Annotated in this window: 9 protein-coding genes and 1 tRNA gene; 6 read left to right on the top strand and 4 right to left on the bottom strand. The window is 44.1% G+C overall.

The features are described from left to right. Positions 1 to 6: 6 nt before the first annotated feature. The gene (gene lon / locus WKT13_RS08295) at positions 7 to 2,472 is read right to left on the bottom strand and encodes an endopeptidase La (protein ID WP_340323534.1); all 2,466 of its coding nucleotides are present in this window, start codon (positions 2,470 to 2,472) and stop codon (positions 7 to 9) included. A 384-nt stretch (positions 2,473 to 2,856) separates the two neighbouring features. On the opposite strand from lon, the gene WKT13_RS08290 reads away from it, so the two are divergent. Next, on the top strand, positions 2,857 to 3,558 hold the full coding sequence (locus tag WKT13_RS08290) for a tRNA1(Val) (adenine(37)-N6)-methyltransferase (RefSeq protein ID WP_340323533.1): 702 nt from the start codon (positions 2,857 to 2,859) through the stop codon (positions 3,556 to 3,558). A gap of 181 nt (positions 3,559 to 3,739) precedes the next feature. Here the strand turns inward: WKT13_RS08290 and WKT13_RS08285 are convergent, their stop codons facing one another. Then, positions 3,740 to 4,765, bottom strand: coding sequence for a diacylglycerol/lipid kinase family protein (locus WKT13_RS08285; protein WP_298617997.1), 1,026 nt, complete (start codon positions 4,763 to 4,765; stop codon positions 3,740 to 3,742). Between the two features lie 250 nt (positions 4,766 to 5,015). Here WKT13_RS08285 and spt point away from each other — a divergent pair, with 250 nt between their 5' ends. Together spt and WKT13_RS08275 are read left to right on the top strand one after the other, a co-directional pair. Beyond that, entirely contained in the window at positions 5,016 to 6,203 is a 1,188-nt protein-coding gene (gene spt, locus WKT13_RS08280; protein ID WP_298617998.1) for a serine palmitoyltransferase, read from the top strand. Between the two features lie 71 nt (positions 6,204 to 6,274). Further along, positions 6,275 to 6,348, top strand: a tRNA-Pro gene (locus WKT13_RS08275). Between the two features lie 845 nt (positions 6,349 to 7,193). On the opposite strand, the gene WKT13_RS08270 is transcribed toward WKT13_RS08275, so the two are convergent. Beyond that, positions 7,194 to 7,598 carry a hypothetical protein gene (locus tag WKT13_RS08270; protein WP_298618000.1) on the bottom strand — a complete coding sequence of 135 codons (405 nt, stop codon included), beginning with the start codon at positions 7,596 to 7,598 and terminating at the stop codon, positions 7,194 to 7,196. A gap of 3 nt (positions 7,599 to 7,601) precedes the next feature. Further along, a complete protein-coding gene (locus WKT13_RS08265; RefSeq protein WP_340323532.1) occupies positions 7,602 to 9,053 on the bottom strand; it encodes an aminoacyl-histidine dipeptidase in 1,452 nt (483 codons plus the stop codon). 201 nt (positions 9,054 to 9,254) lie between these two features. Between WKT13_RS08265 and WKT13_RS08260 the strand changes: the two genes are divergently transcribed. The 3 genes from WKT13_RS08260 to WKT13_RS08250 all read left to right on the top strand — a co-directional run bounded on the left by WKT13_RS08260 (position 9,255) and on the right by WKT13_RS08250 (position 12,655). Then, the gene (locus WKT13_RS08260) at positions 9,255 to 9,449 is read left to right on the top strand and encodes a hypothetical protein (protein WP_298618004.1); all 195 of its coding nucleotides are present in this window, start codon (positions 9,255 to 9,257) and stop codon (positions 9,447 to 9,449) included. A 46-nt stretch (positions 9,450 to 9,495) separates the two neighbouring features. After that, a complete protein-coding gene (locus WKT13_RS08255; protein ID WP_298618006.1) occupies positions 9,496 to 10,119 on the top strand; it encodes an OmpH family outer membrane protein in 624 nt (207 codons plus the stop codon). Between the two features lie 271 nt (positions 10,120 to 10,390). Beyond that, positions 10,391 to 12,655, top strand: a complete 2,265-nt coding sequence (locus WKT13_RS08250) for a GH92 family glycosyl hydrolase (protein ID WP_340323531.1) — start codon at positions 10,391 to 10,393, stop codon at positions 12,653 to 12,655. Positions 12,656 to 12,959 lie beyond the last annotated feature (304 nt).

Below are 12,959 nucleotides of genomic sequence, written 5' to 3'. Positions count from 1 at the left end.
TAATGTTCAGTCTTTCAGGTGCTTCTCCTCCTCTATGGTGAAGTCAACCGGATGGCTCACAATCTCGTCGGTGAGGGCAAAATCCCACACGTCCTGGACATTCTCAACATAGTGGAATTCCACGCCTTTGAGATAGATGGCTGGAATTTCGTCTATGTCCTTTTTGTTGTCCTTACACATTATTATATCGGTGATGCCTGCACGCTTGGCTGCGAGAATCTTTTCTTTGATACCGCCTACGGGGAGTACTTTGCCGCGGAGAGTTATCTCACCGGTCATCGCTGTGTTCTTGCGCACCTTGCGCTGTGTGAGTGCGGAAGCTATTGATGTGGCGATGGTTATACCTGCCGACGGACCATCCTTAGGTGTGGCTCCCTCCGGTACGTGTATGTGGATGTTCCACTGTTCGAATATGCGGTAGTCAATGCCAAGGCTGTCGATGTGTGCCTTGACATATTCAAGTGCGATGACCGCCGACTCTTTCATTACGTCACCAAGGTTTCCGGTAAGCGTCAGTTTACCTGCCTTGCCTTTGCTTAGTGAAGTCTCAATGAAGAGAATCTCTCCACCTACGCTTGTCCATGCCAATCCTGTGACGACGCCTGCGTATTCATTGCCCTGATATATGTCGCGATAGAACGGTGGTTTGCCCAACAGATCTTCTGTCTGGCTTGGGGTTATCTTCTCGTAAGGCAGTTCGCCGTCGCGTGCCTTTATGAGTGCGAGTTTGCGCAGTGCTTTGTTTATCTGTTTCTCGAGCTGACGCACACCACTTTCACGTGTGTACTGCTCAATGATTTTTTCTATTGCGGCCTTGTTGAATTGTGGCTTATGGTCGTCCTCGTTCAGACCAGTGTTGTCTATCTCTGTTGGAATGAGATGGCGTTTGGCTATCTCAATCTTTTCTTCTGTGATGTAACCGCTTACCTCGATAAGTTCCATTCGGTCGAGCAATGGACGCGGAATGGTGTTCAGATCGTTGGCTGTGGCGATGAACAGCACCTTCGAAAGATCGAAGTCAACGTCAAGATAGTTGTCGTGGAATGCGTTGTTCTGTTCCGGGTCGAGTACCTCGAGCAGAGCTGATGCCGGGTCGCCGTTGACTGTGTTCTGCGTAACTTTGTCTATCTCATCGAGAATGAACACCGGATTTGACGAACCTGCCTTCTGTATGCTTTTGATGATGCGTCCGGGCATGGCTCCGACGTATGTGCGGCGGTGGCCGCGTATTTCAGACTCGTCGTGGAGTCCGCCGAGCGACATTCTTACATATTTGCGCTTCATGGCAGCCGCAATGCTCTTGCCAAGACTTGTCTTTCCGACTCCTGGAGGACCGTAGAGGCAGATGATGGGCGATTTCAGGTCGCCACGGAGTTTCAGAACGGCCATGTATTCGAGTATGCGTTCCTTCACCTTCTCCATGCCGTAATGGTCGTGGTCGAGCACTTTCTGCGCTCTTTTGAGGTCAAGGTTGTCTTTTGTATATTCGTTCCACGGCAGATTTATCATTGTCTGCAGATAGTTGAGCTGTACGCTGAACTCCGGACTCTGCGGATTGAACATCTCGAGCTTGTCCAGTTCTTTATAGAATACCTTTGCTACTTCTTCCGGCCATTTTTTTGTTTTTGCGGCTTTTTCCAACTCATGATATTCAGGTGAACCGTCGCCGTTGCCGAGTTCTTCCTTGATATTCTTTATCTGCTGTTGCAGGAAGTACTCGCGCTGCTGTTCGTCGATATCCTCACGTGTCTTGGTGCGGATATTCTGCTTCAGTTCAAGAAGTTGCAGCTCCTTGTGAAGTGTTTTCAGTGTGAGCAGCACACGCTCCTTAATGGAGTTTGTGGCAAGCATCGCGAACTTGTCGGGAATGGTGAACGGCAAGTTTGCGCAGATGAAGTCTACGGTTATTATGTCGTTCTGTATGTTGTTGAGTGCGAACTGTGACTCGTCCGGTATTTCCTCGTTCTGTTTTATGTAATCAACAGTTGTACTGCGCAGATCGTCGAGTGCTGTTTTGAATTCATTGTCACCCTCTTCCGGCATCTCCTCGTTGGCAGCAACAGTTCTTCCTTTCAGGAACGGGCGGGTTTCTGTGAGTTCTGTGAGTTTGCAACGTCCCAGTCCCTGAACTATTATTGTGACGTTGTGATCATTGCCGGGCATTTCGAGCAGTCTGACCAATTTTGCATAAACACCATACTCGTAAAGGTCTCCCTGCTGTGGATGATCGTTGTTGACATCCTTCTGACAGAATATGGCGAATGTTGTGTCTTGTGCTTCTTTCAGATGGTTTATAAGATTAATACTGGCCTTGCGTCCGACAAGGATTGGCGATATTACGCCAGGAAAAAGCACTATATTGCGTGTCGCAAGAATTGGAATCTCTTCGTTTACTTCGACTTTAAATAAATTGGTTATATCTCCTTCGTAGTCTGCTATCATTTGAATGGATGTGCTAGGCTTCTTATTCATAATTCGTGTTGTTTTATCGTGAATATACAGCAAACGACGTGCCGAAATTCCCGATCGTTCAGAGTGTGTTCCTGAGTTTTTTATTTATTGATGAATAAAATTATAAAGTGCGCATTGTTTAAAAGTGCTTTGAATTGCGCGTTAATACCAAATTTTCTGCAAAGTTAAGCAAAAGATTTCAGATGAGCGGGTATTTATAAATAATTAATATGTGAAAGAGGCAACAACGTCAGGCAGTTTAATGAAAACAATCACTGTATCTGGAGCTTATATATATGGGCTGATGGTACATAAATATGTATTGTGGATAAAATAAAAAAAAGGTTGTGACGTTGTCCATAATATGGAATAGAGAATTTCTTTTCGTTTTTATGTATATAGGAAATGGACGGACAGGGTTTTACATTCAAGCAGTTTGATGTGCGTCAGGATATGTGCGCAATGAAAGTAGGCACCGACGGTGTATTGCTTGGCGCATGGGCTGCCGGTGGTAGGCGTATTCTTGACGTTGGAACGGGCACAGGATTGATTGCGCTCATGATGGCGCAGCGTTTCGGAGATGCACATGTGTGTGGCATCGATATTGACGCGGATGCATGCAGACAGGCTTCCGCGAATGTATCGGAAAGCCCTTTTGCCAGTAGCATAGAGATAAGTCATGTACGTTTGCAGGATTTTATTTCCACGGAGACATTTGACAGTATTGTTTCAAATCCTCCGTTTTTCAAAGACAGTCTGAAGTGTCCTGATGTCAGACGCTCGGCGGCACGTCATGCTGACACGCTGTCTTATCCGGATCTGTTTAGAAATGTGTCACGTCTGCTTGCCGATGAGGGTATTTTCAGTGTGGTTGTTCCGACTGATGTTGAAGGTAATTTTTGTGCGGAAGCAAGTATTTTCGGGCTGCTCGAAATCCGCCGGAGTCTTATAAAGACGGTACCACGTAAATCTCCGAAGCGTGTTCTTTTAGCGTTTGCAAAGCATAGGGTGGGGACTTGCGGAACCGAAGAGGTCTGCTTGTTTGACGAAGATGGAAATAAATCAGAATGGTATAGGAGTCTTACAGATGATTTCTATCTGAAATAGATATATATCATTTATAATGAGTGCTGCTGTATGAATCAGCGATGTATTTATACTGACAGTTTGCCCGGTTTATAAAAATAAGATAATGATTATTATGTAGGGGATGCCCGGTAAAACAAAATGGAATAAAGTTTTTGTCTCTTTATTCCATTTTGTTCCTCTTTTTTAAGAAGAAAGAAGGCTATTCTTCTTTTCTTGGAGATTTTCCCATAAAACGATATGTGGCCTCTCTGTGTTTTGCGATGTCTTCACGCATGCTGTTTATTTCGTTGAAAATGTCGGACACAACGTTTTGCAATGCGTTTGGTTTTCGTGTGTTTTTGTCAGCATAAGGGTTGATAATTATTTTTATGCCTTTTTCCTTTATTTCGACATCAATGTCTTCGCCCGCCATTACAGGGTCGCCGTCGTAATGTATTACACCGGGTTTTGTGCGGTGTATATGTATTTTCTTACTATGAAAAGTTTTTATTTTGGCGTTCTTGTCAAGTGTTTTGTTGAACATGTCGATGCTTATCTGTGGTGCTTCCAGCATGTCGAACGGTTCCATTATGATGACGTCCATAAGTCCGTCGCTCATGGATGCCTGTGGGGCAATGTATGCATTGTTGCCGTATTGTGACGCATTGGCGCATGAAATGAGAAATGCCTTGTATGTGTTTGTTCCCCTTTCATCCTCTATCACGTATGTTTCCGGTTTGTATTTCAGACCTTCTCGCAGTATGTTTTCGGCATAAGTGATAGGACCTCTTTTTCCGCTTTCTGCAAATTTCATGCTTACGAATGCGTCGAATCCCATACCACATGTGCAGAAAAACGGATATTCGTTTATTATGCCATAGTCGAGTTCATGAATCTCACAAGTGTTGATTATCTCTATTGCTTTTCTTGTGTTCATCGGTAAAAGCAGATGGCGCGCCAATCCATTGCCGGATCCGCACGGAATTATCCCGAGAGCTGTCTGTGAGTGAACAATGGAGCGTGCCACCTCGTTCACCGTCCCGTCACCTCCTACTGCCACAACTATGTCAACGCCGTCGTTCTTGGCTTTTGTCGATATCTCTGAAGCATGTCCGGCATACTTTGTTGTTACTATTTCATATTCGAATTTGTCTTTATCGAGATATTCATCAATAAGTTGTGGTATTGAGGCCTTATCAGACGTTCCTGATATGAGATTAATTATGAAAACAATCTTCTTTTTCATTATTATTGTCTGAATTAATGGTGTGTTTCAACCATTTGTTGTTTAATTTTGACTATTTGATAATGCAGTGATCGTTTGTCGAAAAACATAATGGGCAAATATAGTAAAAAAATGGTAATGAGTAAACTGCCTGTTAAACAAAATTCACAAAAAGGCACATTTCTTACTAAAATAATATGTTTATAATATCTTTTTTGTATCTTTGCACCCTGAATAAAAAGTAGAAGATTTATACCTATTTAAATAAAAAATGGGACAATTACAAGAAAGATACAAAAATTATCGCGAGCCTCAGAAGATAATGGAGGCTGGAATGTATCCTTATTTCCGTCAGATTACGAGCAAACAGGGCACAGAAGTTGAAATGGGAGGCCATAAGGTGCTCATGTTCGGATCAAATGCATATACCGGACTTACCGGTGACCAGCGGGTGATTGATGCAGCGAAGGCCGCTCTTGACAAATATGGTTCGGGTTGTGCCGGAAGTCGTTTTCTGAACGGAACTCTTGACCTGCACGTACAGTTGGAGAAAGAGCTTGCTGAGTTTGTCGGCAAGGATGATACATTGTGTTTCTCTACAGGTTTTTCAGTTAATGCAGGTGTTATTGCAATGGTTGTAGGTCGTGGTGACTATATCATCTGTGACGATCGTGATCATGCGAGCATTGTGGACGGTCGCCGTCTGTCTTTTGCCCGCCAGCTTCATTACAAGCATAATGATATGGAGGATTTGGAGAATATCCTCAAATCTCTTCCTCATGACGCTGTTAAACTGATTGTTGTCGACGGAGTGTTCTCTATGGAAGGTGACCTTGCAAATCTTCCTGCAATAGTTGAACTCAAGCATAAGTACAACTGTTCAATAATGGTTGACGAGGCTCATGGTATTGGCGTGTTCGGACGTGAGGGCCGTGGTGTATGCGACTATTTCGGTCTGACAGATGAGGTTGATCTCATAATGGGAACCTTCTCTAAGTCTCTTGCAAGTATCGGTGGTTTTATTGCCGGCGACTTCGACACAATAAATTATTTGCGTCATACATGCCGCACTTACATATTCAGTGCTTCTGACACTCCTGCGGCAACTGCTGCTGCCATGGAGGCTCTGCATATCATCCAGAAAGAACCGGAGCGCATAGAGAAGCTGTGGGCTGTCACAAAATATGCATTGCGTCGTTTCAGAGAAGAAGGATTCGAGATCGGCGATACAGAAAGTCCTATCATTCCGTTGTATGTAAGAGATGCTACAAAGACATTCCTTGTAACAAAGCTTGCTTATGACAATGGTGTGTTCATCAATTCTGTTATTCCGCCGGCATGTGCTCCTCAGGATACTCTCGTACGTTTTGCTCTCATGGCAACACATACAGAGGAACAGGTTGAACGTGGTGTTCAGATCTTGAAAAAGATATTTGTTGAACAAGGAATCATAAAATAATTGATATAAAATTTGCAAGATTCAAAAAAAAGGTGTATCTTTGCACTCGCAAATTTGAAGACTTGCATATTCGGGGCGTAGCGCAGTCCGGTAGCGCATCTGGTTTGGGACCAGGCGGTCGCAGGTTCGAATCCTGTCGCCCCGACATAAAAGAAAGAAGAGAACCTTATCATAGAGATTTGGTTCTCTTCTTTTTTGTTATGTAAAGTATGCTTTTGTTTTTATGGCTCAGCATTAGTTCTTCGGGGTTTGTTTTTTATTCATGAAGTAGCGTATGGTGCTGTAAAGCTTCCAGACAACACGAGACGATACAAGCCGTAAAGGCGCGTTTTCTCACGCATTGATAAGTCCGCGTAGCTACAACCGGCGAATAATCCTATAAAGACGTACGCATACATCTCATGCTCCTCCTCACGTCTCACGTCAGCACTTTTATAGAAAACTCAGGCTACGGATCTGCGGATTTTCTTGACTTTTTTTTTGACAAAAGAAAATCGCAAAAGAGATGTGAAGGAATGTTAAATATGGCCGTAAAAAGGCCGGTTCGGGCCGTACAGACTTTTTATGTATCCTGTAGTGGAGTGGGGAGTGGTGCGTTTGACATTATGATAAAGCCCATTTCAGCCTCTATTTACGTACGTTTTAGGGTGCGATATTGTGTGTTTGAGGCTCTGAAATGGGCTGTATCACGTGCTGAAACGGTGCTTTTCGTATGATGGAAAAATTGTTCTTGTGCGTAAATTGCTGATATGCAGCGTCTTGCGTAAAGTCCTTATTTCTCGCGTATTTGCGTCCGAAGGAGAGTCTGCTCGCAAATACTCGCTTATTTTTTGGGGTAGAACAGAAAACTCTGACGGAAAACTGCTGGCGCAGAGAGTGTGGGAAAGCCCTGATGATTTGCTTTCTGCAGAAAGGCGCAACGCCTGTTCGGAATCGAAATTGCAGGCTCTTGTCGAAACCAATTCCCACCGAATTTATGCTGATCCGTTTTTATCCGCGATTGTTCGTATTTTCGGTATTCACGGCATCTGTCTTTATGCATACGATGTTATCTGTGTTTTTGTCCAGATAGAACGTATGCTTCATCTTCTTGCCATTGGATGCCGTATAGTTCACGCTTATGAAATACAGTTTCTTTCCTTTGGCTCTGTTGCCGTATTTTATACCGTTCTTGAACAGTCTTGATTTCTCTATGTCATTGCGCATTACGCCAATGACGCTGTCGCTGATGTGCGATGTAGAGTCCAGTTTGGAAAACATAACCTGTGATATGTTGTTTTCCTTCAGGTTCTCATTAAGAAAATCACTTACAAGCTTCTCTTCTTTATTTCCGCTACCGCAACCCGATAGAAGGATTGCGGAGCAGAATAAAGGAAGTATTTTTATCAGTTTCATGTTTTATTTCACGTTTTTGAGAATGTCGAGCAGATGATCCCATACCATTTCCACAGTCGGTATGAGAAGGCATTCGTCTGGTGTGTGTACACCGCGGAGCGTAGGTCCGAACGAAATCATGTCGAGGTTAGGATAACGCTCTGAGAACAATCCGCATTCAAGTCCGGCGTGAATGCCTTTTACAATAGGTTCTTTGCCGAACAGTTTCTTGTATGATTCCACAGCGGTCTTTGTGAGTTTGCTGTCAGCGTTCATCTTCCATGCAGGATAACCGTCGCCCTGTACAACCTCAGCACCTGCCAGCTGGAATACAGCTTTAATAGTGTTGCACTGGTTGTCGAGGTTGCTCATTACGTTAGAACGCTGTGAAGCCACAATTTCCACGTTGTTTTCAGATGTCATGACGCTTGCCACGTTGCTTGATGTCTCAACCATCCATGCCAATGCCTCGTCCTGGCACATTGCGAAAATGCCGTTGTCGAGACCTTGCAGAGCCTGTATGATTCTTGTGCTTGTCTCTTTTGGCATTACAGTGTAGCTGTCTGTGCTTTCCATCATGAACACCATGCTTGTGTCGCTTACATGGAATTCCTCCTCAACCTCGTTTGTGAAGATGTTCCAGTCGGCACGTACGGTCTCCTTCATGTCGTTAGGTACGGCAAAGATTATGCTTCCGTCACGAGGTATGGCATTGTGCATCTTGCCTGAGTTGAACTGTGCCAGTCTCAGGTCAGTCTTCTCCTGTTCCTTGTAAAGGAAGCGTGTGAGAATCTTTATTGCGTTTGCGCGTTTCTTCTCGATATCGTCGCCGGAGTGTCCTCCGAGCAGTCCTTTTATTGATGCCTTGATAAAGAAATGTCCTTCAGGAGCATTCTCTCTTTCAAAACTGAATGTAGCACGTGTTGTTCTTCCTCCCGCACATGATACGAAAATCTGTCCTTCGTCCTCCGAGTCGAGGTTTATGAGCATGTTTCCTGTCATGAAATCACCTTTCATTCCCATTGCTCCGGTCAGTCCTGTCTCCTCGTCGCGTGTGAACACACACTCTATCGGTCCGTGCTCTATTTCGTTGCTGTCAAGCAGTGCCAGCTCTATTGCGCAGCCGATGCCATCGTCAGCACCCAGTGTTGTGCCTTTTGCTCTGAGCCATTCGCCGTCGATGTATGTCTGTATAGCATCCTTATGGAAATCGAAATCCACGTCCACCAGTTTGTCGCACACCATGTCCATGTGGCTTTGCAGTATCACTGTAGGACGATCCTCGTAGCCTTTTGTGGCCGGTTTGCGTATTATTACGTTTCCGGTTTCGTCCACTTTCGTGTCCAGATTACGCTGTTCACCGAATTCCTTAAGATATTCTATCATCTTTTCCTCGTGCTTTGACGGGCGTGGTATACTGTTGATTTTAGCAAAATGCTCAAATACAAGAGCAGGTTTCAATTCTTTCATTTCCATAATTGTATTGTTTATATTGTATGTTCATTACTCATGCCGTCTGTGCTCTCTGCGGAGCCTTTGTATAAGGGCGTTTCGCTTTTTGTGAGGCACTTTTGCGGCGAAAGATGCAAGATAAGCGGAACAAGGACTAAAAATAAATAAATTATTTTGTTCAATCCATGTTTTGCATTATCTTTGTAGGCACAAAATTAAATAAAAATGGTAGAAACTCTGCTTCTCTGCATGTTAATTATTGCTATTGCCGTGGCATTATTGTGCGTAAGAATAATATTGAAGAAGAACGGCAAATTCTCTTCACAGCACATACATGAGAACCCGGCTTTGCGTAAGAATGGCATACACTGTGTTATGGATCAGGACCGTGAAGCACGAGCAAATGGCAAGGCCTATTGACAATATCTCAGAACGGAAATAATAATTAAAAACAATAACAAACAAAATGAATAAGAAAAACTTTTTCGGTACGCTTGCTGTCGCTGCCGTTGCTGTTTTTGCAGCCACCTCATGTGACAAATCACAATCACAGGTGGACGACAAGTCAGAAGGCGGTAAAGTCGCTCCGACAGAAACAAAGATTGCATTTGTCGAGGTTGACAGCATCATGACACAGTACAAATTCTGCAAGGAATATTCTCTGATTCTGCAGAAGAAGGGACAGAACATCCAGAATACTCTCGGACAGAAACAGCAACAGCTTGAGACTGCTGCCGCCAACTTCCAGCAGAAATTGCAGCAGAATGCTTATACACGCGATCAGGCTGAAAGAATCGGAGCACAGTTGCAGAAGCAGAACACCGACCTGCAGGCCCTCAACCAGCGTCTGAGCACAGAGTTCCAGACTGAGACCGAAAAGTATAACAATGCCTTGCGCGACAGCATACAGCATTTCCTCGCTGTATATAACAAGGACAAGAAATACAGCCTCATTCTCAGCAAGGCTGGTGACAACATCCTTTATGCCGACAAGGCCCATGACATAACAAACGAAGTTATTGCTGGTCTTAACAAGGCATACAAGTCTTCTGTTGCAAAGGAAAAGGACGCAGACGAGAAGAAGAAATAAGAGTCTTGAGATCATGAAAGCCCCTACGGGAGAAGCGTGTGCAATGAGTCTGCCGGCAGTGAGATATACTTTCATGTGATATATGCCCGACGGCATGATGCACGTTGGGCGGTACGTCTGCCACATTTGTGACGGATATGTGCCATCCAACTCCGCCGACATTGCCGGATATGAATCCATCGGAAATGTCGGCGGAGTTTTTTATTACCTTGATCAGCTGTCATCTGATTATATCTGCAAGCAGAATCTGATAACTAAAAATAAAACTTAAATGAAAAAAATCCAATTACTATTGGCCTCCCTTTGTATGCTTACTATAGCAACAAACGGTCTGGCACAAAAAGACTATTCAAAAAGTGAGGGTCTGTTGAGATATGTCGATCCTTTCATAGGATCTGGATATCACGGACATGTGTTTGTCGGTACAAGTGTACCCTTCGGAATGGTGCAGCTTGGTCCAAGCAACATCCATAAAGGTTGGGACTGGTGTTCGGCTTATCATCATTCGGACAGCATCCTCATAGGTTTCTCCCATACACACCTTAGTGGTACCGGATGTACCGACCTTGGCGATATTCTGATAATGCCATTGAACGAAATTCGTACTCCACGAGGCAATCAGGATAATATAAGTGATGGTTATGCCACCAAATATTCGCATGCCAACGAGGTGGCCCGCCCTGAATATTATTCGCTGCTGCTCGACAGATATAACATCAAAGCTGAGCTGACGGCCACAGACCGTGTTGGTTTTCATCGTTACACATATCCTCAGGGGAAACCGGCATCGATACTGATTGATCTGCGTGAAGGCAATGGAAGCAATGCTTACGACAGCTATATACGCCAGGTTGATGATTATACAGTGGAAGGTTATCGGTATGTCAGAGGATGGAGTCCTTCGCGAAAGGTATATTTCGTATTGAAGAGCGACAAGAAGATAGAGAAGTTCACGGCTTATGACGACAATACTCCAAAACCGTGGAAACAGTTGAAAGTGGAATCGGTGAAAAGCGTGCTGACGTTCGGTGATGTGAAAGAAGTGAAGATAAAGGTGGCGCTATCGTCAGTAAGCTGCGAAAACGCGATGATGAATCTTCAGACAGAGCTTCCCCATTGGGATTTCGATAAGGTGGTGAAAGCAAGCAGCGACCGCTGGAATGAGCAGCTGGCTAAATTGGAAGTGGAATCTGACGACGAGGCAGCCAAACGTGTGTTCTATACAGCTCATTATCACACGATGATAGCTCCGACGCTCTTCTGTGATGTTAACGGAGAGTACAGAGGCATGAACGATATGATTTATACAGACCCGAAAAAAGCCAATTACACAACACTTTCGTTGTGGGATACCTATCGTGCGCTGCATCCGTTGATGACTATCACGCAGGCTGAAAGGGTGGATGATATTGTCAATTCCATGCTTTCCATCTATCGTCAGCAAGACAAACTGCCTATCTGGCCGCTTATGAGTGGTGAGACAAACCAGATGCCGGGTTACAGCTCTGTTCCGGTAATAGCTGATGCTTATCTGAAAGGATTCTCAGGATTTGATGCGGAGGAAGCATTCCGCGCTATGGTTGCTACGGCTACATATGAACGTCAGAACGGTGTGCCATATGTGATGGATCGTGGATATATCCCAGCAGACAAGATACATGAGGCAACATCCATCGCCATGGAATATGCAGTAGACGACTGGGGCATTGCAGCAATGGCAAAGAAGATGGGAAAAACTGCCGACTATGAAACTTTCGCCAAGCGTGCGATGTACTACAAGAACTATTTCGACTCATCCATAAAGTTCATACGCCCGAAACTTGAGGACGGATCATGGCGTACGCCTTACGATCCCGCACGTTCCATACATGGAGTGGGAGACTTCTGTGAAGGTAATGGATGGCAATACACATTCTTTGTTCCCCAGGATCCTTATGGGCTTATCGGACTGTTCGGAGGCAACAAGCCGTTTGTAGAAAAACTGGACCAATTCTTTACAAATAACGACAGTATGGGTGAAGGAGCATCAAGCGACATTACCGGACTTATAGGACAATATGCACATGGCAATGAACCGAGCCATCATGTGGCTTATCTCTATGTATATGCCGGAGCTCAATGGAAGACAGCCGAAAAGGTTCGTTATATAATGGACGAATTCTATACAGATAAGCCGGATGGCATAATTGGTAACGAGGATTGCGGTCAAATGTCTGCATGGTATCTGTTGTCGGCCATGGGATTCTATCAGGTGAATCCTTCAGATGGTGTCCTGGTATTCGGCAGTCCGCGATTTGACAAAGTCACGGCAAAAGTACGTGGTGGCAAAACCTTTACAGTAGAGGCAGAGAACAATAGTAAGGAAAATATCTATATACAGAAAGTTTATTTGAATGGGAAGCTTTATCCGAAAACTTACATCACTTACAACGACATTGTAAGCGGAGGTAATTTGAAGTTTGTGATGGGCAAACGTCCAAACAAGAAATGGGCTTCAAACAAGAGTGCCCTTCCTGTTGTGTCCAGATTGGATTGAAAGACCGTAAATCCATATCATAGCTTTCATTCTCACAAGACAGAAACACTTTGTCGGAAACATTAAAAAGAGGATGCAAAGGGGTGGAAATGTTATTATTCCGCTTTCCTTTACATCCTCTTTATTGTTAGTTGCTTTTTGGCGGATATTTGGAATTTTTGTTCTTTCTGCCGGATTACAATCTTTCCAAGTCATGAACACATATTATTTATACAGATACACAAATCCTAAAAAACGATGTCCACATACAATAAATGAGTTTTCCATGTCGATTTGAACCCTATTTTCAATATCTTTGCATACG

The organism is Prevotella sp. HCN-7019, from assembly GCF_037890215.1.
Lineage (GTDB): Bacteria > Bacteroidota > Bacteroidia > Bacteroidales > Bacteroidaceae > Prevotella.
The sequence above is the reverse complement of the archived record's forward strand: the minus strand, read 5'-3'. Positions and strand labels throughout refer to the sequence as shown.

Coding starts and splice junctions, on each gene's coding strand:
- lon (WP_340323534.1), bottom strand. CDS start 2,472: ATGAATAAGAAGCCTAGCACATCCATTCAAATGATAGCAGACTACGAA.
- WKT13_RS08290 (WP_340323533.1), top strand. CDS start 2,857: ATGGACGGACAGGGTTTTACATTCAAGCAGTTTGATGTGCGTCAGGAT.
- WKT13_RS08285 (WP_298617997.1), bottom strand. CDS start 4,765: ATGAAAAAGAAGATTGTTTTCATAATTAATCTCATATCAGGAACGTCT.
- spt (WP_298617998.1), top strand. CDS start 5,016: ATGGGACAATTACAAGAAAGATACAAAAATTATCGCGAGCCTCAGAAG.
- WKT13_RS08270 (WP_298618000.1), bottom strand. CDS start 7,598: ATGAAACTGATAAAAATACTTCCTTTATTCTGCTCCGCAATCCTTCTA.
- WKT13_RS08265 (WP_340323532.1), bottom strand. CDS start 9,053: ATGGAAATGAAAGAATTGAAACCTGCTCTTGTATTTGAGCATTTTGCT.
- WKT13_RS08260 (WP_298618004.1), top strand. CDS start 9,255: ATGGTAGAAACTCTGCTTCTCTGCATGTTAATTATTGCTATTGCCGTG.
- WKT13_RS08255 (WP_298618006.1), top strand. CDS start 9,496: ATGAATAAGAAAAACTTTTTCGGTACGCTTGCTGTCGCTGCCGTTGCT.
- WKT13_RS08250 (WP_340323531.1), top strand. CDS start 10,391: ATGAAAAAAATCCAATTACTATTGGCCTCCCTTTGTATGCTTACTATA.